General features: G+C 73.5%; 15 protein-coding genes. 5 read left to right on the top strand and 10 right to left on the bottom strand.

Going from position 1 to position 18513, the window contains the following annotated elements; all coding sequences use genetic code 11:
• Entirely contained in the window at nucleotides 1-1341 is a 1341-nt protein-coding gene (locus tag ACFRAR_RS02375) for a hypothetical protein (RefSeq protein ID WP_380693804.1), read from the bottom strand.
• Nucleotides 1342-1508: 167 nt separating this feature from the next.
• Here ACFRAR_RS02375 and ACFRAR_RS02370 point away from each other — a divergent pair, with 167 nt between their 5' ends.
• A complete protein-coding gene (locus tag ACFRAR_RS02370) occupies nucleotides 1509-2027 on the top strand; it encodes an ATP-binding protein (RefSeq protein ID WP_380693802.1) in 519 nt (172 codons plus the stop codon).
• 93 nt (nucleotides 2028-2120) lie between these two features.
• Here ACFRAR_RS02370 and ACFRAR_RS02365 read toward each other — a convergent pair whose 3' ends face one another.
• The 5 genes from ACFRAR_RS02365 to ACFRAR_RS02345 all read right to left on the bottom strand — a co-directional run bounded on the left by ACFRAR_RS02365 (nucleotide 2121) and on the right by ACFRAR_RS02345 (nucleotide 8206).
• Nucleotides 2121-2531 carry a hypothetical protein gene (locus ACFRAR_RS02365; protein ID WP_380693800.1) on the bottom strand — a complete coding sequence of 137 codons (411 nt, stop codon included), beginning with the start codon at nucleotides 2529-2531 and terminating at the stop codon, nucleotides 2121-2123.
• Between the two features lie 180 nt (nucleotides 2532-2711).
• The gene (locus tag ACFRAR_RS02360) at nucleotides 2712-3113 is read right to left on the bottom strand and encodes an SRPBCC family protein (RefSeq protein WP_380693896.1); all 402 of its coding nucleotides are present in this window, start codon (nucleotides 3111-3113) and stop codon (nucleotides 2712-2714) included.
• Nucleotides 3114-3136: 23 nt separating this feature from the next.
• A complete protein-coding gene (meaB, locus tag ACFRAR_RS02355) occupies nucleotides 3137-4129 on the bottom strand; it encodes a methylmalonyl Co-A mutase-associated GTPase MeaB (protein ID WP_380693798.1) in 993 nt (330 codons plus the stop codon).
• 4 nt (nucleotides 4130-4133) lie between these two features.
• Nucleotides 4134-6341, bottom strand: coding sequence for a methylmalonyl-CoA mutase (gene scpA / locus ACFRAR_RS02350; RefSeq protein WP_380693796.1), 2208 nt, complete (start codon nucleotides 6339-6341; stop codon nucleotides 4134-4136).
• The gene (locus ACFRAR_RS02345) at nucleotides 6338-8206 is read right to left on the bottom strand and encodes a methylmalonyl-CoA mutase family protein (protein WP_380693794.1); all 1869 of its coding nucleotides are present in this window, start codon (nucleotides 8204-8206) and stop codon (nucleotides 6338-6340) included. Before ACFRAR_RS02345 ends, scpA begins: the two co-directional genes overlap by 4 nt.
• A gap of 415 nt (nucleotides 8207-8621) precedes the next feature.
• Here ACFRAR_RS02345 and ACFRAR_RS02340 point away from each other — a divergent pair, with 415 nt between their 5' ends.
• The gene (locus tag ACFRAR_RS02340) at nucleotides 8622-9716 is read left to right on the top strand and encodes an NlpC/P60 family protein (RefSeq protein WP_380693792.1); all 1095 of its coding nucleotides are present in this window, start codon (nucleotides 8622-8624) and stop codon (nucleotides 9714-9716) included.
• Between the two features lie 98 nt (nucleotides 9717-9814).
• Here the strand turns inward: ACFRAR_RS02340 and ACFRAR_RS02335 are convergent, their stop codons facing one another.
• A complete protein-coding gene (locus tag ACFRAR_RS02335; RefSeq protein ID WP_380693790.1) occupies nucleotides 9815-10282 on the bottom strand; it encodes a MarR family winged helix-turn-helix transcriptional regulator in 468 nt (155 codons plus the stop codon).
• A 56-nt stretch (nucleotides 10283-10338) separates the two neighbouring features.
• Here ACFRAR_RS02335 and ACFRAR_RS02330 point away from each other — a divergent pair, with 56 nt between their 5' ends.
• The 3 genes from ACFRAR_RS02330 to ACFRAR_RS02320 all read left to right on the top strand — a co-directional run bounded on the left by ACFRAR_RS02330 (nucleotide 10339) and on the right by ACFRAR_RS02320 (nucleotide 14138).
• Nucleotides 10339-11412 carry a substrate-binding domain-containing protein gene (locus ACFRAR_RS02330; RefSeq protein WP_380693788.1) on the top strand — a complete coding sequence of 358 codons (1074 nt, stop codon included), beginning with the start codon at nucleotides 10339-10341 and terminating at the stop codon, nucleotides 11410-11412.
• 216 nt (nucleotides 11413-11628) lie between these two features.
• A complete protein-coding gene (locus ACFRAR_RS02325; protein WP_380693786.1) occupies nucleotides 11629-13122 on the top strand; it encodes an APC family permease in 1494 nt (497 codons plus the stop codon).
• The gene (locus tag ACFRAR_RS02320) at nucleotides 13119-14138 is read left to right on the top strand and encodes an acetamidase/formamidase family protein (RefSeq protein ID WP_380693784.1); all 1020 of its coding nucleotides are present in this window, start codon (nucleotides 13119-13121) and stop codon (nucleotides 14136-14138) included. The genes ACFRAR_RS02325 and ACFRAR_RS02320 overlap by 4 nt, the downstream gene beginning before the upstream one ends.
• Before the next feature lie 143 nt (nucleotides 14139-14281).
• On the opposite strand, the gene ACFRAR_RS02315 is transcribed toward ACFRAR_RS02320, so the two are convergent.
• The 3 genes from ACFRAR_RS02315 to ACFRAR_RS02305 all read right to left on the bottom strand — a co-directional run bounded on the left by ACFRAR_RS02315 (nucleotide 14282) and on the right by ACFRAR_RS02305 (nucleotide 18458).
• The gene (locus ACFRAR_RS02315; protein ID WP_380693894.1) at nucleotides 14282-14617 is read right to left on the bottom strand and encodes a BlaI/MecI/CopY family transcriptional regulator; all 336 of its coding nucleotides are present in this window, start codon (nucleotides 14615-14617) and stop codon (nucleotides 14282-14284) included.
• Between the two features lie 311 nt (nucleotides 14618-14928).
• A complete protein-coding gene (locus ACFRAR_RS02310) occupies nucleotides 14929-17670 on the bottom strand; it encodes an FtsX-like permease family protein (RefSeq protein ID WP_380693782.1) in 2742 nt (913 codons plus the stop codon).
• Entirely contained in the window at nucleotides 17667-18458 is a 792-nt protein-coding gene (locus tag ACFRAR_RS02305; protein ID WP_380693780.1) for an ABC transporter ATP-binding protein, read from the bottom strand. The genes ACFRAR_RS02310 and ACFRAR_RS02305 overlap by 4 nt, the downstream gene beginning before the upstream one ends.
• Between the last annotated feature and the right edge of the window lie 55 nt (nucleotides 18459-18513).

Raw genomic sequence — 18513 nt, 5'->3', positions numbered from 1 at the left:
TCAGGCGGCCTTCTGCCGGGCGACCTCGCGGGTGCGCTGGTGGAGTCGGCGCACCGTGCGGTTGGCGGCGTGGGTCGGAAGAGACGCGTCCAGGGCGCGGAAGTGCTCGTCGCCCCGGACGGAGCTGATCGTGACGTAGTCGTCCAGGAACGTGTCCCAGGTGGCGCATGCGGCCTCGACATGTCCGAGTTCCATCTGCCGGCGGGCGAGCAGGCCGTTGCCGTGCACGCGGCCCTGTTTCTCGTTGGCGGGGCGTACTCGGTTGGAGAGCTGGAGTTCCTTGATCGCCCCGGGGAGGTCGCCGAGTTCGTAGAGGACGTGCGAGACGTGGAAGTGGTACGCGGCCTCGTCGTAGCCCCCGACGGAGTCGTTGCGGCCCTCGGCCTGTCCCAGAGCGGTCTCGGTCTCGGCGAGGCGCGCGAAGGCCTGTCGCCGGTCCTTCACCATGGCGGCGCCGTGCGCCTGTTGTCCGGAGAGGAAGGCGCGCAGGCGGGGACCGGAGGCCGGTGCGGCTTCGGCGGCGGAGTCGGCGAGCTCCAGCGCCTTCGGTCCGTAGCCCAGATTGGACGCCTGGAGTGCCATGCCGCGCAGAGTGCGGCAGTACGTCACGTGGTCCTGGGCTTCGCGGGCGAGTTCGAGGGCCTGGACGTAGTACTTCTGGCCGAGACCGTGGGCGGTCTCGTACATGGCCATCCAACCGGTGAGGTAGGTGAGGTCGGCGGCGGCCGCGAGCAGGTCGGCCCTTACCCGCGCGGTGCCGGATGCCTGGAGCCAGGGTCCGACGGAGTTGACCAGGAAAGCGGCGGCCATCGGGCGGGCGTGGGCGGCGCCGAGTTCGTCGAGGATGCCGGCGATCCGGTCGGTCATGGCGCGGACCGTCTCCACCTCGCCCGGGCCGACGCGCACGGTGCGGCCGGCAGCGGCATGGCTGATCCGTCCGGCGGTGTCGCCGAACACCGGCACCGTCAGGGCGAGCGAGTACAGTCCGGCGGCCAGCACACCACGGCGCGACGGGTCCATGTCGGCCTTTCCGAGCGACATCAGCTCGCCCAGGCCGCCCGGATCGCCCGTCGGCGCGGTCTCCGACTCGAAGCCGGTCTCCTCGGGCGTCACCGGCCGTCCGAGTCGGCGAGAGAAGGCCTCCCGGATGGCCCCCCGCACCTCGGTGCGCGGCCGGCTGCCGGAGAGCCAGTGCGAGATCGCGGACTTGTCGTAGGTCAGCCGGAGCCCGGCCTCGCACCCGACCCGGTTCACGGCCCGGGCGAGCTGGTCGTTGCCCCACTTCGCCTGTTGCATGAGTGCGGCGAGGTCGGCGTTCGGTGTGCGCGGTCGGTGGGTCATGGCGATCCCGTCCTCTGTTCAACCGGTTCAACGGCTGCACCAGCTTCTCCGGTTCTCCTCCTCTGTGTACCCGCGTTGACTTGTTGTCAGCCATTCGGGCGGTCGGCGCGAATCCGGACGAACCGGCATGGCTCTGATGTGTCGATTCATGACCGGATGGAGTCCCAGTGGTGGTCAGCCCGTTGAGCAACGCCCGGTTCCCGGTTCCGGCGGAGTGGGGGGTTCCGGTGGGGGTTGACGCCGTGCCGGGGGCGCGGCGGTTGGTGGTGGCGATCGTGCGGGAGTGGGGTGTTCCGCTCTCCGAAGTCGCGCTGGAGGAGCTGGAGTTGTGCGCGAGCGAGGTGATTGCCAACGCGCTGGTGCACACGGGGGAGCGGTGTGTCGTCACCGTCCGCTGGTGCGGTGGGCGGGTGCGGGTGGAGGTGGCGGACCGAGGCATGGAGCCGCGTCTCATGGAGTGCGACGAGGAGGCGACCGGTGGGCGTGGTCTGCTGCTCGTCGAGGCGCTCACGGACGCGTGGGGCTGGTACCCGACAGCGGAGGGCAAGGTGGTGTGGTTCGAGTACTCCGAGACCCGTGAAGCGCCGTGCCCCACGCACGGGTGGGGCACGGCGTTCACCATCCATGCGCTTGGCCGGCGGAGCCGGCCTGTGAGCCCGGCAGGGACGGTTCTGGTGCGGACTTGAGTGGGCCTTCGTGTCGCCCCGCGGCGAAGCCCCGGCTCCCCCGTGGCGCGGGGAGCCGGGGCCGCTGTCATGCGGTCACGCGTCGGCGGTCGCTCAGTTGCCGATCGCGCCGCCGCCGACGGCATCGCCGGCCGGGCACTCCAGGGCGAAGTTGTGCTGGCCGCTGAAGTAGGCGGTGGAGATGTACCGGTAGCCGTCCGAGCAGTCGACGAAGACGCGGTAGCTGCTGCCGTTACAGGTCTCGTAGAACCACGGCCCGTCGAAGGCGTAGTTCCAGCAGTTGAGGTCCAGCGGCTTGGCGCCCGAGTTCTTGCTCACCCCGACGACCGAGTCGGTGGCCTTCGGGCTGTCGGCGGCGGACGTCGCCGGCTTGATCGAGAGCTGCTGGCCCGCGACGGTGACCACCGGCTCCGCCGCGTTGGCGACCGGGCAGAGCCCGCCGACGGCGGTGAAGGCGAGCATCACCGTGGTGCCGATCGTGCCCAGCGTTCTTCTGAATGCCATGTCGTTGCGTTTCCCTTCGAGGAAAGACTGGAGGTTGCTGCATCGACAGGGGGCGCCCGCCTGCGGATCCGCCCTGGATCGCCAGGGCGGAAGCCACGTTAGGCGGGTGGTTCGGAGCGGGTGGGCGGGCGCGCCGGAGGATACTCCGTATACGCTTGATTGCTTCGGACCGGTTGCCGGTCAGGCGGTCCGCTGCTCCAGCGTCTCCTTCATGACCTGCGCTCCCCGGGTGACCCGCAGGCGGACCTGCTCGGCCATGGCGTGGGGCAGGATGTCGGTGGTCCACCGCAGGCGGCACCGGCCGGGGCCCTCGGGGAGGACCTGGAAGGATGCGTGGTGGTGGGTGAGGGGGATCGTGAAGCCCTCGACCGCCGAGTAGGCGAGCCGGCGGAGGTCGTCGTCGACGCTGACGATCAGCTCACGGATGACCGCGCCGCCGGGCATGGTCAGGTGGCGGGTGTCGCCCTCGATCCGGGTGTCGAGGACGTGGCGGGGGGTGAGGCGCCGGTGCACGGCGCCCACATCCCGTACGGCGTCCCAGACTTGGTCCGCGTCGGCCTCGATCGTGATGTCCTGGACGATGGTGGCGATGGTGTCCGCTCCTGTCAGGGGGCGCCGAAGAAGGCGTCCAGGATCCGCTGCGCCGCCAGCCCGGCCGGCAGCGTCCCGGCCCGGACTCCGGCCTCCAACTCCCCGGACAGCCGCCGCACTTCGGGGTTCTCGTGCAGCCGGGCGTACAGCTGGTCGTGGACCATCGCCCACGTCCACTCCACCTGCTGCTCACGGCGCTTCGCCGCCAGCGCGCCCGTCGCGTCCAGCACCTTGCGGTGCTGCTGCAACCGCTCCCAGAGCGCTTCGAGCCCCGCGCCGTCGCGCCCGCTGCAGGTCAGCACCGGCGGCGTCCACGCCGCGTCCGGGGCCTGCAACAGCCGCAGCGCGCCCGCGAGTTCGCGGGCCGCTGCCTTCGCGTCGGTCTCGTGCGGCCCGTCCGCCTTGTTGACGGCGATGACGTCCGCGAGCTCCAGCACGCCCTTCTTGATGCCCTGGAGCTGGTCCCCGGTCCGGGCCAGGCTGAGGAGGAGGAAGGTGTCGACCATACCCGCCACCGCCGTCTCCGACTGGCCGACGCCCACCGTCTCGATGAGTACCACGTCGTACCCGGCCGCCTCCATCACCACCATGGACTCCCGGGTGGCCTTGGCGACCCCGCCCAGCGTCCCCGAGGTCGGGGACGGCCGGACGAACGCGGCGGGGTCGACGGCGAGGCGTTCCATCCGGGTCTTGTCGCCCAGGATGGAGCCGCCGGTCCGGCTGGACGTCGGGTCGACGGCCAGCACCGCCACCCGGTGCCCGGCTCCGGTCAGCATGGTGCCGAAGGAGTCGATGAAGGTCGACTTGCCGACGCCGGGCACGCCCGTGATGCCCACCCGCACCGCGCCGCCCGCGTGCGGCAGCAGCCGCTGGAGCAGTTGCTGGGCGAGCGCGCGGTGGTCGGGCCGGGAGGACTCGACGAGGGTGACGGCGCGCGCGATCCAGGCGCGCGAGCCGTCGAGGACGCCCGTCACATAGCTGTCGAGGTCGATCGTCCGTGGAGGCATGCGATCAGGCGGTCAGCTCGTGGCCGAGGTCGGCCGCCAGGGACTCCAGCAGGTCGTACGCCGCCTCCGGGATGACCGTTCCCGGCGGGAAGACCGCCGCCGCGCCGGCCTCGTACAGGGCGTCGAAGTCCTGCGGCGGGATGACGCCGCCGACCACGATGGTGATGTCCTCCCGCCCCGCCGCGGCGAGTTCGGCGCGCAGCGCGGGCACCAGCGTCAGGTGGCCGGCGGCCAGCGAGGAGACGCCGACGATGTGGACGTCCGCCTCGACGGCCTGGCGGGCGACCTCGGCCGGGGTCTGGAACAGCGGGCCGACGTCGACGGTGAAACCGAGGTCGGCGAAGGCGGTGGCGATCACCTTCTGGCCGCGGTCGTGGCCGTCCTGGCCCATCTTGGCGACCAGGATGCGCGGCCGGCGGCCCTCGGCCCGTTCGAACCGCTCGACCAGGTCGCGGGTGCGCTGGAGGGGGGCCGACGGGCCCGCTTCGTCTCGGTACACACCCGAGATGGTACGGATCTGGCCGGAGTGGCGCCCGTACACCTTCTCCAGGGCGTCCGAGATCTCGCCGACGGTGGCCTTGGCTCGGGCCGCGTTGACGGCCAGGTGCAGCAGGTTGCCGTCCAGCGAGCTGCCGCGCTGCGGACCGGCCTCGGCGGCCCGGGTGAGCGCGCGCAGGGCGTCCTGGCAGGCGGCCTCGTCGCGCTCCTCGCGCAGCCGGCGCAGCTTCTCGACCTGGCGGGCCCGTACCGAGGAGTTGTCGACCTTGAGCACCTCGATCTGCTCGTCGCTCTCCACCCGGTACTTGTTGACGCCGATCACCGGCTGGCGGCCGGAGTCGATCCGCGCCTGGGTGCGGGCGGCGGCCTCCTCGACGCGCAGCTTGGGGATGCCCGCGTCGATGGCCTTGGCCATGCCGCCGGCCGCCTCGACCTCCCGGATGTGCTCCCAGGCCCGCGCGGCGAGGTCGTTGGTCAGCTTCTCGACGTACGCGGAGCCGCCCCACGGGTCGATCACCCGGCAGGTGCCGGACTCCTGCTGGAGCAGCAGCTGGGTGTTGCGGGCGATGCGGGCGGAGAAGTCGGTGGGCAGCGCGAGCGCCTCGTCCAGGGCGTTGGTGTGCAGCGACTGGGTGTGGCCCTGGGTGGCGGCCATCGCCTCGACGCAGGTGCGCGTGACGTTGTTGAACACGTCCTGGGCGGTGAGCGACCAGCCGGAGGTCTGCGAATGGGTGCGCAGCGAAAGGGACTTGGGGTTCTTCGGGTCGAACTGCTTGACCAGCTTGGCCCACAGCAGCCGGGCCGCGCGCAGCTTGGCGACCTCCATGAAGAAGTTCATGCCGATCGCCCAGAAGAACGACAGCCGCGGCGCGAAGGCGTCCACGTCCAGCCCCACGTCCAGGCCCGCGCGCAGGTACTCCACGCCGTCGGCGAGGGTGTAGGCCAGTTCCAGGTCGGCCGTCGCGCCCGCCTCCTGGATGTGGTAGCCGGAGATGGAGATCGAGTTGTACCGGGGCATCTTCTGCGAGGTGTACGCGAAGATGTCCGAGATGATCCGCATCGACGGCTGCGGCGGGTAGATGTAGGTGTTGCGGACCATGAACTCCTTGAGGATGTCGTTCTGGATGGTCCCCGCGAGCTTCTCCGGCGGTACGCCCTGCTCCTCGGCCGCGACGATGTACAGCGCGAGGATCGGCAGCACGGCGCCGTTCATGGTCATCGACACCGACATCTTGTCCAGCGGGATGCCGTCGAACAGCTGGCGCATGTCGTAGATCGAGTCGATCGCCACGCCCGCCATGCCGACGTCGCCGGTGACGCGCGGGTGGTCGCTGTCGTAGCCGCGGTGGGTCGGCAGGTCGAAGGCGACCGACAGGCCCTTCTGGCCGGCCGCGAGGTTGCGGCGGTAGAAGGCGTTGGACTCCTCGGCGGTGGAGAAGCCGGCGTACTGGCGGACGGTCCACGGCTGGTTGACGTACATGGTCGGGTACGGCCCGCGCAGGTACGGGGCGATGCCGGGGTAGGTCTCCAGGAAGTCGAGCCCGGCCAGGTCGGCGCCGGTGTACAGCGGCTTGACGCCGATGCCCTCGGGGGTGTCCCAGAGCAGCTCGTCGACGTCCTTGCCGGTGGACTGCCGCCAGGCGGACCGCCACTGGGCCTCGGAGCCGTCGGCGGCGGCGCCGTCCAGCCCGATTCCGGTGAAGTCGGGGATCATCGGTCCGCTCCGATCTGGTCCAGCAGGGAGGTGAGGGCGGCGACCGCGTCTCCGCCCGCGTAGATGAACTCGTCCACTCCGTCGGGCACTTCGGCGAGCCGCCCGGCCAGCAGCACCCGTGCGGCGCCGGCCGCCTTCAGGGCCCCGGCCGCCGTGGCGGCGTGCTCGGCGTACAGGGCGTCGCTGGAGCAGAGGCAGGCGACGGTGGCGCCGGAGGCGGTGAACGCCTCGGCGAAGGCCGCCGGGTCGACGGACTCGAACGGGACCGTCGCGATGCCGCCCGCCTGGAACAGGTTGGCGGCGAAGGTGGTGCGCGCGGTGTGCGCGGAGGCGGTGCCGATCGAGGCGAGGAAGAGGGCCGGTCGGGCGCCGTTCGCGGCGAGGTGGGCGTCCGAGCGGTCCCGCAGCGCCTCGTAGGCCTCGGCGCGGCGCACCCGCGGCAGCCCGCCGCCGAGCCCGGCCGGGGCCGGCTCGCGGACCAGCGGTTGCTCGTCCAGGTGCGGGAACTCGCTGACGCCGGTGATCGGTTCGCGCCGCTTGGCGAGCCGGACGGAGCGCTCCGTCCAGGTGGCGGCGATCCGCTCCTCGACGAGGCCGGACTCCAGGGAGGCCCGCAGGCCGCCGGCCCGCTCGATCTCCTGGAACCAGGCCCAGGCGGCCCGCGCCAGCTCCTCGCTCAGCTGCTCGACGTACCAGGAGCCGCCGGCCGGGTCGATCACCCGGGCCAGGTGGGACTCCTCCAGCAGGATCGCCTGGGTGTTGCGGGCGATCCGGCGGGCGAAGGCGTCGGGGAGGCCGAGGGCGCTGTCGAAGGGCAGCACGGTGACGGCGTCGGCGCCGCCGACCCCGGCGGCCAGGCAGGCGACGGTGGTGCGCAGCATGTTCACCCACGGGTCGCGGGCGGTCATCATCACCCGGGAGGTGACGGCGTGCTGACGCTGCGCCGGGGCCTGCGCGGAGGCGCCCGACACCTCGGCGACGCGGGCCCAGAGGCGGCGCGCGGCACGGAACTTGGCGATGGTCAGGAACTGGTCGGCGTCGGCCGCGTAGCGGAACTCCAGCTGGCCGAGGGCGGCGTCCACGGAGAGGCCGGCGGCGGTCAGCGCGCGCAGGTAGGCGACGCCGGTGGCCAGCGAGCAGCCCAGTTCCTGGGCGGGGGAGGCGCCGGCCTCGTGGTACGGCAGGGCGTCGACGGTGAGCGCCCGCAGGCCCGGGTAGCCGCCGGCGCAGCGGGCGGCCAGCGCGGTGGCCTCGGCGAGCAGGCCGTCGGTCGCGGCGGCGGAGCCGGTGCGGGCCTGGAGGCCGAGCGGGTCGGCGCCGAGGTTGCCGGCGGCGGCGCCGGGGGAGACCTCGCGCTCCTCGTAGAGCGTGAACAACCGCTCGGCGGCGGCGGTGAATTCGGGTCCGGCGTCGAGCACCACGGCGGCCAGGTCAAGGTACACCCCGGTCAGCGCCTCGGGCAGGGCGTCCACCGGCAGGCCCGCGCCGCCCAGCTCCAGCCAGAGCGAGCCGACGCCGTGCTCCAGGTCGGCCAGCACGGCCTCGTTGGCGCGCCGGCGGTCGGGGTCGGCGTGGCGCTGGCGCACGTCCCACCCGGTGACCGCCGAGCCCTGCGGCCGGCCGCCGCGGACGAACGGCGGGAAGCCGGGGTAGCCCGGGTCCACGGCGGTGTCCTCGGCGGTGTAGAGCGGTCGGGCGCTCAACCCGTCCTGGAGCCGGGTGGTGAGCGCCTGCTCGGCGGCGGGGCCGTCCTCGGGCTGGGCACCGGACTTGCGCAGCACGCCCTGGACGAGCTGCTGCCACTGCTCACGGTGCGCGGCCGGGAACTCGGCTGCGAGGGGGAGCCCTTCGGGCGGGACCTTCATGTGCGCAGGTTAGCGCCCGTTCGCGGGGCCACAGGAGGGGAATTCCGTGTGACCTTTCCCTCGGTCGGACCGGTCGGAACACTCTCCCTGGTGAGGAGTGTCAGGCGTGCGCGGGGCGGCTGACACCAGGGGTGGATAGGGGTGTCACGGCGGGCGGCGGGGGAGCGGCGGGAGGGGGTCGGGGGTGCCCGGGCGTGTCCGGTCATGTCCGAGCCTGTCCGGGGTCAACGCCGATGGGACGGAAAGCGACCGATGTCCCGTCATGTTCCCGATGCTTCATGATCAGGGGGATTGCGGAACCCGGGCCCTCATCTATTAAGTTACTTCGAAGAAGGTGGGCGGGGCAGTACCCCCCCGTTGCTCGTCCTGCCCGCCTTCGTCGTCCCCCGATTCCCCCGAAGGAGAGCCGAGCTCCATGGGAAAGCGCCGCAAGCCCAGCCCCCCGAGCAGGGCCCGCATGGCCGTCCTCACCACGGCCATGGCGGCCGGCGGCGCGGTCCTCGCGTCCGGTACCGCCCACGCCGAGCCCACCCCGAGCCTCGCCTCCGTCAAGGAACAGGTCGACCAGCTCAACGAGCAGGCCGAGCAGGCCATCGAGAAGCACAACGGCTTCCAGGAGAAGCAGCAGAAGCTCCAGGCCGAGGCCAACCAGATCCAGGAGAAGGTCGCCCGCGGCCAGGAGGCGATGAACGAGCTGCGCACGCGGCTCGGCGCGGTCGCCGCCGACCAGTACCGCACCAACGGCATCGACCCGTCGGTCCAGCTGATGCTCGACTCCGACCCGTCCGCCTACCTGGAGCGCGCCGCGGTGCAGAACCAGGTGTCCGACTCCCAGGCGAACCTGCTCAAGCAGGCCCAGGACGAGCAGCGCAAGCTCGACCAGGACCGCGCCGAGGCGACGGCCACCCTGGCGGCGCTCGACTCGGTGGGCACCCAGCTGGCGGAGCAGAAGAAGGACATCCAGGGCAAGCTGGCCGAGGCCCAGGCGATGCTGAACAAGCTCAGCGCCGAGGACCGGGCCAAGATCAACGCTCAGCAGAGCGCCGAGAAGGCCAAGGCGGAGGCCCAGCAGGCCGCTTCCGCCGCCGCCTCGGAGGCCAAGGACCGCGCCTCGCGCGGCGCCGAGCGCCCGGACATGAACGCCCCGGTGCCGGCCGCCAGCGGCCGGGCCGCCGCCATCATCGCCTTCGCCCAAGCCCAGCTCGGCAAGCCGTACGGCTGGGGTGCGACCGGCCCCAACAGCTTCGACTGCTCCGGCCTGACCGGCGCCGCCTACCGCGCGGGGGGCGTCAAGCTCTCCCGGATGTCCCAGGACCAGTGGAACGACGGCCCGCACGTCGACCGGGCCAACCTCCAGCCCGGTGACCTGGTCTTCTTCTACAACGACATCCACCACGTCGGCCTGTACATCGGCGGCGGCAAGATGATCCACTCCCCGCGCACGGGCAAGAACGTCGAGGTGCTGCCGATCTCCGCGATGCCCTACATGGGCGCCGTCCGCCCGGCCTGACCGCGCGTCCGAAGGCCCGTTCCCGCTCCGGCGGAGGCGGGCCTTCGCCGTTGCCGGGCCGGGCCGGAGCGGGGTGGGGCGGGTCGGGCCGGGGCCCGTCAGAGGGCGGCGAGGCGCCGGAGCAGGTGGGCCGGGTCGGTGAGGCCGCAGGCCTGGCGGACGGCGTCGTCGTGGGCGGCGGCGAGCGCGTCGAGACGGGTCAGCCGGGCGCGGCCCTGGCGGGACAGGTGGGCGGTGATCCGGCGGCGGTCCTGGTCGCCCTGGCGCCGGTAGGCCAAGCCGGAGTCGGCCAGCGAGTCCACCAGCCGGCTCAGGCTGGCCTGGGGGATCAGCAGGGCCTGGGAGAGTTCGCCCATCGCGTGGCCCCGGCCGTCGGCGAGGGCGCGCAGCAGGCGCCACTGGTCGACGGTGCAGTCCTCCTCGGCCAGGGCGGCCGCGAGGCCGCCGGAGAGCCTGCGGTGGGCCAGGGTGACCAGCTCGACCAGCAGTGGCTCCGGGGCGTGCGAACCTCCGGCGGTGTCGGGGCAGCGTCCCTCGACCTCCGGCGCGACACCAGCTGCGGTCATCGGACCCTCCCCTTCCCGGTCTTTGCCGATATCGGCGGTACGACGATACTCGCACTGTGAGCGTCGAGGTGAGGATGATCGATCCGCTCGATGCGCTGCACTCGGTACGGGAGGAGGCGGCGTTTCGGGTGGGCCTCGTCGTGCCGCAGTCCGGCCCGCTCGGGCTCACCGGCCCGTCCGCGCTGGACGGCGCGCTGCTCGCCGCGCACGAGGTCAACGCGGGCGGCGGCGTCCTCGGCCGCCCGTTGGAGCTGGTGCTGGTCGACGGCGGCGGCACGCCGGAGCCGGTCGCCGCCGAGGTGCGGCGGCTGCTGGACGCCGGGGCGCTGGACGCGCTCGCGGGGTGCCACACCAGCGACGTGCACCGGGCGGTCGAGACGGTCGCCGCCGGCCGTACCGCGTACGTCTTCACCCCGCCGCACGAGGGCGGCTCCCGACTGCCCGGAGTGCTCTGCACCGGTATCGATCCGTCCCGTCAGCTCGGCTCCGCCGTCAGGGAACTGACGGAGCGTCATCGGATCGCCCGCTGGGCGCTGATCGGCAACGACTACATCTGGCCGCGCTCCGTGCACCGGGCCGCCGAGCGGCTCGCCGGACGGGCCGGCGCCCGGGTGGTGCTGGAGCGGCGGGTCCCCTTCGGGGCCGTCGAGGGGATGCTCGAACCGCTGCTGGACGAGCTGCGCGCCGCCCGCGCGGACGCCCTGCTGCTCAGCCTGATCGGCCGCGACCTGGTGCACTTCAACCGGGCGCTGCGGCGCAGCGGACTGGACCGCCGGCTGGTGCGGCTCTCCGGCGCCCTGGAGGAGAACGGTCTGCTCGCCCTCGGCGGCGACGACACCGGGACGCTGTACGCGGCCATGCCCTCCTTCGCGACGCTGGCCGAGGAGCGCCGGCAGAGCCTCGCCGAGCGGCACCAGGCGCTCTGCGGGCCGTGGGCGCCGGTCCTGGACGCCTACGCGGTGGGCCTGTACGAGGGCCTCCACCTGCTGGCCGGCCTGGCGGCCCGCGGGGCGCTGGCGCCGGACGGCCTGCTGGCGGCCGCGGGCCGGCTGCTGGACCGCGAGGGCGCGGGCCGGGCGCCGATCCACCTCGCCCGGGCCGAGGGCCTCGGCTTCGACGTCCTCGGGTGACCGCACCCTTGCGTGTCCGTCCCTTGGCGTGACCGCCCCCGCGCGTGACCGTCTCCTCGGGTGACCGCGCCCCTCGCGTGACCGTCCTCGCGCGGTCCCGCCGGAGGTGCCTCCTTCTCGCCAGGTGAAATGGCGGAACAAAACCCTTCCATCTGGAAATAGTTGCCTCTACAGTCTCCCCCACCACCCCCAGGGTCGTCACGGAGAGAGAGCACCATGGCCGACACACCCGCTCCCCAGGGCATCGAGAGCTACGGCTACCAGCAAGAACTGCGCCGCTCGCTCGGCTTCACCGACCTGCTCGTCTACGGGCTGGTGTTCATGGTGCCGATCGCACCGTTCGGCATCTTCGGCGGCGTCTTCCAGGGCGCCGGCGGCATGGTCGCCCTGGCCTACGTGCTCGGCATGGTGGCGATGATGTTCACCGCGCTGTCGTACGCCCAGATGTCCCGGGCCTTCCCGATGGCCGGCTCGGTCTACACCTACGCGGGCCGCGGCATCGCCGCGCCGGTCGGCTTCCTGTCCGGCTGGATGATCCTGCTCGACTACGTGCTGGTGCCCGGGCTGCTGTACCTGATCGCCGGTGTCGCGATGAACTCGCTGGTGCCGTCGATCCCGGTCTGGCTCTGGCTGATCGGCTTCGTGCTGCTCAACACCGTGGTCAACTACCTCGGCATCGAGACCACCAACAAGGTCAACAAGGCGATGCTGATCGGCGAACTGGTCGTGCTGGCCGTGTTCGTGGTGATCGGCGTCATCGCCCTGGCCAACGGCAAGGGCCGCGGCTTCGACTTCACGCCGCTGTACAACTCGCACACCTTCTCCTGGAGCCTGGCCTTCGGCGCGGTCTCGATCGCGGTGCTCAGCTTCCTCGGCTTCGACGGCATCTCCACCCTCTCGGAGGAGAACCGCGACTCCGCCAAGGCCATCGGCCGCTCGATGGTCGCCGCGCTGCTGCTCGCGGGCACCCTGTTCATCGTGCAGACCTGGGTCGCCTCGCTGCTGGTCGCCGACCCCGACGCGCTGATCCGGGACGGCGATCCGAACGGCACCGCCTTCTACGACGCGGCCCGCACCGCCGCCGGCGGCTGGCTCGCCACGCTCACCGCCGCCTCCACCGCCGTGGCCTGGGGCTTCGCCAACTCCCTGGTCGCCCAGGCGGCCACCTCCCGGCTGCTGTTCGCGATGGCCCGCGACCGCCAGCTGCCCTCCTTCCTCGCGAAGATCCACCCCACCCGCAGGGTGCCGGTCAACGCGACCCTGCTGACCGCCGGGATCTCGCTGGTGCTCGGCCTCTACATGGCCTCGCGCGAGGACGGCATCACGCTGCTGAGCACCCTGGTCAACTTCGGTGCGCTGACCACTTTCCTGGTGCTGCACGTCGCGGTGGTCGTCCACTACCTGGTCCGCAAGCGCAGCAAGGACTACTGGCGGCACCTGATCGCGCCGGCCATCGGCTTCGCGATCCTCGCGTACGTGGTGATCAACGCGAACATCGCGGCCCAGCGGCTCGGCTTCGTCTGGCTGCTGATCGGCGGGATCGTGCTCGCCGGGCTGATGGCCACCGGCCGCAAGCCCCGACTGGCCGTCACCGAGGCCGAGTCCGCCGTCGAGGCCGAGGCCGAGGCCGCCGCCGGCGCCGGTGCCGACGCCACTACCGTGAACACCGCCGCCACGAACGGCACCACCAGCGCCAAGGAGAAGCAGTGAGCCTGCCCGAGATCGTCACGCTGTCCCCGACCCCGGAGGACTACTCCTACACCTTCGGCGGCCGCGCCCCGCTGGTCACCGTCCAGCCCGGCTCCGTCATCGAACTGACCACCGAGGACTGCTTCGGCGGCAAGGTGCGCGGCACCGGCGACCTGCCCAGCCAGGTGTGCGTCTTCCCCTACCTCAACCCGGTCACCGGCCCGATCGCGGTGGCGGGCGCCGAGCCCGGGGACGTCCTGGCCGTGCACTTCGTGGAGATCACCCCGGCCCGGGACCACGGAATCTCCAGCACCTTCCCGCACTTCGGCGCGCTGACCGCGACCCACAACACCGCGATGCTGCACCCGGCGCTGGAGGAGCGGGTCTGGGTCTACGACCTGGACGTCAAGGCCGGACTGTGTCGATTCCAGGCCCGCAACAGCGAGTTCACGGTGGACCTGCCGCTCGACCCGATGCACGGCACGGTCGGCGTCGCCCCGGCGGCGGGCGAGGTGCTGGCCTCGATCACCCCCGGCGCGCACGGCGGCAACCTGGACACCCCCGAGATGCGGGCCGGCACCACCGCCTACTTCGGGGTCAACGTCGAGGGCGGCCTGCTGGCGATCGGCGACGGCCACGCCCGCCAGGGCGAGGGCGAGGTGTGCGGCACGGCGGTCGAGGCGGCGATGCGCACCACCGTGATCGTCGACCTGGTCAAGGGCGGCGGCCCGGCCTGGCCCCGGCTGGAGAACGACGACTTCCTGATCAGCACCGGCTCCGCCCGCCCGCTGGAGGACGCGTTCCGGATCAGCCAGCACGACCTGGTCGGCTGGACCGGCGAACTGCTCGGCCTGGACCAGCTCGACGCCTACCAGCTGGTCAGCCAGGCCGGGCTGGCCCCGGCGGCGAACGTCTGCGACACCAACTACACGATGGTCGCCAAGCTGCCGAAGAACCTGCTCGGCCGGGCCCGCGCCTACGACGGGCTGCACGAGCGCCTGCGTGCGAGCGCGGCCGCGTACCTGCGGCACCGGTAGCCGTCACCGGCCCGCGCGCGGAGGTTCAGGCGCGCGGGTCAAGGTACCGGCAAATCTCATGGACCCCCACCCAGGGCCCGTCGGTCCCCCCATGCCGACGGGCCCGCGGGGTGGGCTCCGGGGTACGGCGAACCCCACGGGTGTCACCCCGCCGCCCGGGACCTCACGCGTTCGAGGGCGGCGAGCAGGGCCGAGGCCTCGGCCCCGCTGATCCGGTCGACGAAGTGGAGCAGCGCGCCCGCCCGGTCGGGGCTGGTCTCCAGCGCCTGGTGCATCAGCCCGGCGGTGTACTCCTCCCGGGTGCAGGTCGGTTCGTACCGCCAGGCGCGGCCGACCTTGTCGCGGCGCAGCCAGCCCTTGGTGTGCAGGATGTCCGCGACCGTGGTGACGGTGGTGTACGCGACCGCCCGCCCCTGCTGGAGGTCGTCCACCACCTCGCGCACCGTGGCGGGCCGGTGCCAGGACCAGAGCCGGTCCATGATCTCGGCCTCCAGATCGCCGAAGCCCCGTAGCACCGCCCTCAGTCTCCCTCGCCGAGCCGGCCACCGACCATCGGCGCCCGGCGCCCGCAGCCGTAGCCGTAGCCCGCCGGAACGCGGCCCCATGGTACGGCGAGCGCCGGGCGCCCGCCCCGGGTGAAGGGGGGCGGGCGCCCGGCGGGTTCCGGGTGGTGGCCGGGTGGTGTGCTCAGTCCGTGTCGAAGCCGTGTCCGACACCGACGACCCGACGACCCGGGGGCTCCGACACCGACGACCCGGGGGCTCCGGCTCGGCCGGCCCGGGGCTCCGGTTCAGGACAGCCGCCGCCCGAGCGGGACGCGGGAGCGGGTGGAGGCCGCCGCGACCAGCCCCGCGGCCACCGGCAGCACCAGCACGATCAGCAGCAGCTCGACCCAGGGCGCGGTGATCAGCGTCGGCCCGGCGCCGAACCCGCCACCCCGGGACTTCAGCAGCCCCACCGCCGGCACGAAGCCGTTGACCGCCCCGAGCAGCGCGCCCAGCAGCGCGATCAGCGCGCACTGGAGGCCCGCCATGGTCCGCCGGATCCGCGGCGGGGCGCCGACCGCGGCCAGGGTGGCCTGGTCCTGCCGGGAGTCGGCGGCCGCCAGCCCGGTGGCGATCCCGGCCGCGCCGAGCACGACCAGCCCGGCGAAGCCGGTGAGGGCCAGGGTGAGCGCGTCGCTCTTCGGCTCGTACCCGCGCTCCACCCGCAGCCGGGCGAAGCGGTCCAGCTGGACGGCCGCCGCCTCGGCGCGCTGCTGCGCCTTGCGGTCGGGCGGGGTGGCGGGCAGCCAGACCGAGCCGGTCGACCGGGCGGCGAGGTCGAGCCCGAAGCCGGGCAGCGCGGCGGGCAGCACCAGGCCCTGGGCCAGCTTGGCGGCGGCCGGGTCGTCCACCAGCACCACGTCGACCGGCACTTCCCGCAGGTCGGGCTTGGGTACCTCGCCCGGCCGCACCGGGCCGCCGCCGCGCAGCACCAGCACGGCCCTGCCGTCGGCGCCCACCGCGCTCCGGTCGAAGACCAGCAGCTTGCCGGCGGCCAACGCCTGCTCGGCGGCCGGGTCGTGGATCTCGAACATGTTGTGCAGCACGTTCACGTCACCGGCGGCCAGGTGCGGCGGGGCGATCAGACCGTGCCGCACCACCGGGTGCTTGAGCTCGACGGTGCTGGAGCAGTTGTCGCAGAAACGGTAGTCCACCTCGTTGAGGTCGCCGCGCGGGCCGAGCCCGGCCAGCTGCTTCTCCAGCTCGGCCCGCTCCTCGGCGAGCCGCGGCCCGTCCTGGTGGCTGATCAGCTGGACGGCGCCGTACGGGGCCTCCGGTTCGTAGTCGCGCCGGTTCGCGGCTTCGGTGCTGGTGTGGTAGACGCCGATGGCGACGGCGCCGGCCACCGCGGCCATCACCGCGGCCACCGCCGGGGCGGTGCGCGAACGGTGCCGCGCGGAGTCGCGCAGCGCGAGCCGGGGCCCGAGCGGCAGCCGGCCGGCGGCCCGGCCGATCAGCGCGACCAGCATCGGGGTGCACAGCAGCAGGCCGAGTTCGGCGGTCACCGAACCGCCGAGCACGGTCAGCATCCGGGTGTCGTAGCCACCCGCGCCGGGCTGGTCGCGCGGGACGGCGCTCGCGCCGTACATCGCGAGCCCGGCGCCGAGGGCGGCCAGCGCCACACCGGCGACGGTGATCCAGCGGCTGGGCCCGCGGACGGTGTCCCGGCCGGTGAGCCCGGCGGTGACGCTGCGCCGGGCGGCCTGGACGGCGGGCAGCGCGGCCGCGAGCAGCGCGGTGAACAGGCCGATCCCGGCGATTGCGACCAGGTCGAGCGGGCGCACCGCGAAGTGTCCGAAGCGCGCGCCGCCGACCTGCTCGATCACCGGCCGCAGCACGGTCACCGCCGCGGTGCCGAGGGCCACGCCGAGCACGGCGCCGACGGCGCCCAGGACCGCCCCGCCGCCGAGCACCACCGCGCCGACGTGGGCACGGCTGCCGCCGGCCGCGCCGAGCAGGGCGAGCTGGCGGCGCGAGCGGCTCGCGCCGACCGCGAAGGCGGGCCCGGCGAGCAGGGCGACCTCCAGCAGCGCCAGGCCGCTGACGGTGGCGACGACGATCCTGGTGTTGCGCTCGGGTGTCGGGTCGCTGGAGCGGAACGAGTCGCGGTAGTAGGGGACGGCCCGCTCCGGCGGCGGGTCGAGCGCCACCGAGCGCGCGGTCAGGGTGTAGCCGTGGGCGTTGAACCGCTGCACCGCCGCCCAGTCGAGGATGGCCCCGGACGGCAGCCGGACCAGCCAGCCGGAGCGGGTCGCCGGGGGCTTTTCCGCGGCGGGCCCGGCGGCGGCCAGCGCGGTGCTCAGCGGGTCGATCAACTCGCCGGGCCGGGCGACGAGTTCGACCCGTCCCAGCTCGCCCGGGTGCTCCACCACGCCGGTGACGGTGTACGGGGTGCGCTCCAGGCCCTGGAGGGTGGTGGTGGCGCCGAGGCCGAGCCCGGAGCGGTCCAGGAAGGCCCGGGTGGCGGCCACTTCGTGCGGGGCGCTCGGGGCGCGGCCCTCGACCAGGTCCAGCCGGCCGCGCCAGATCGGGTCGCCGAGGTCGGCCTCGGTGGTGAGGGCGCGGACCAGGCCCTCGGGCGAGGTCGCGCCGGCCTCCGGGCCCGGCCGGGCCGGGGTGAGCGCGCTGCCGGGCGGCAGCAGCGAACCGATCAGGGTGACCGGGTCGGTGCTCGCGGCCCTGAGCTGTTCCTCCGTCGGCGGCTGGTCCGGGCGGGGCGGGACGGAGAAGGCGCCGTCCTCGGCGATCGGGGCCTGTTCGACCGGTCGGCCCGGGTCGAGCGAGGCGACCAGCGCGTCGGCGCCGCCCACCACCCGCTCCACCCGCTCGGCCGGGCTCAGCTGCCCGCTGCGGTGGACCACGTCGGCGCCGGTGACGCCGAGCACGGGCAGCGCGATCATGGCGACGATCAGCGCGCTGCGGCCCTTGGCGCGCAGCGCGTCACGGCGGGCGATGCGCAGGGCGACCCGCCAGGCTCCGAGCCTCAACGCGCCACCTCGCCGACCGCGTGCACCGCCGCGTGGCGGGCGGAGGAGCGGTGGCCCGGGGTCTCCGAGGAGACCGCGCCGTCCCGCAGGTGGACCACCCGGTCGGCCCAACTCGCGTGTGACGCCTCATGGGTGACCATCATCGCGGCCGCCCCGGCGTCGCAGCGGGCGCGCAGTACGGCGAGCACCGCCTCGCCGGTGGCCGAGTCGAGGGCGCCGGTCGGCTCGTCGGCGAGCACCAGCCGGCGCTCGCCGATCAGGGCGCGGGCGATCGCCACGCGCTGCTGCTGGCCGCCGGACATGTCGTCGGGGAAGCGGTCGGCGAGTTCGCCGATGCCCAGCTCCTCCAGCGCGGCCAGCGCCTCCCGGCGGGCCCGGCGCCCCGGGACGCCGTCGAGTTCGCGGGGCAGGGCGATGTTCTCGGCGGCGGTGAGCGCGGGGATCAGGTTGTAGTCCTGGAAGACGTACCCGATCGAGTGTCGCCGCAGGTCGGCGAGCTTGCCGCGGCCGAGGCCGCCGAGCGCGACCCCCTCCACCAGGACCTCGCCGTCGCTGGGCTGGTCCAGTCCGCCGGCCAGGGTCAGCAGGGTGGACTTCCCGGAGCCGGACGGGCCCATGACGGCGACGAACTCGCCCGGATGGACGGCCAGGTCGATGCCGCGCAGGGCGTGCACCTCGGCGGCGCCCCGTCCGTGCACCCGGGTGACGTCGGCCAGCCGCAGGACGGGCGCGGGCCGGGCCGGATCGGTGTGGGACACACTTCCCCCTCGTGAGCTTCTCGACTGCATATGTCGGTGAACTGTATATACCGGAGGACGTGCCATTGGCCACATCGGTTCCCCC

This window comes from Kitasatospora sp. NPDC056651, assembly GCF_042792155.1.
Classification (GTDB): domain Bacteria; phylum Actinomycetota; class Actinomycetes; order Streptomycetales; family Streptomycetaceae; genus Kitasatospora.
This window is presented reverse-complemented; position numbering and strand designations above follow the sequence as displayed.

Coding starts and splice junctions, on each gene's coding strand:
- ACFRAR_RS02340 (WP_380693792.1), top strand. CDS start 8,622: ATGGGAAAGCGCCGCAAGCCCAGCCCCCCGAGCAGGGCCCGCATGGCC.
- ACFRAR_RS02345 (WP_380693794.1), bottom strand. CDS start 8,206: ATGAAGGTCCCGCCCGAAGGGCTCCCCCTCGCAGCCGAGTTCCCGGCC.
- ACFRAR_RS02365 (WP_380693800.1), bottom strand. CDS start 2,531: ATGGCATTCAGAAGAACGCTGGGCACGATCGGCACCACGGTGATGCTC.
- meaB (WP_380693798.1), bottom strand. CDS start 4,129: ATGCCTCCACGGACGATCGACCTCGACAGCTATGTGACGGGCGTCCTC.
- ACFRAR_RS02305 (WP_380693780.1), bottom strand. CDS start 18,458: ATGCAGTCGAGAAGCTCACGAGGGGGAAGTGTGTCCCACACCGATCCG.
- ACFRAR_RS02325 (WP_380693786.1), top strand. CDS start 11,629: ATGGCCGACACACCCGCTCCCCAGGGCATCGAGAGCTACGGCTACCAG.
- ACFRAR_RS02375 (WP_380693804.1), bottom strand. CDS start 1,341: ATGACCCACCGACCGCGCACACCGAACGCCGACCTCGCCGCACTCATG.
- ACFRAR_RS02315 (WP_380693894.1), bottom strand. CDS start 14,617: ATGGACCGGCTCTGGTCCTGGCACCGGCCCGCCACGGTGCGCGAGGTG.
- ACFRAR_RS02335 (WP_380693790.1), bottom strand. CDS start 10,282: ATGACCGCAGCTGGTGTCGCGCCGGAGGTCGAGGGACGCTGCCCCGAC.
- scpA (WP_380693796.1), bottom strand. CDS start 6,341: ATGATCCCCGACTTCACCGGAATCGGGCTGGACGGCGCCGCCGCCGAC.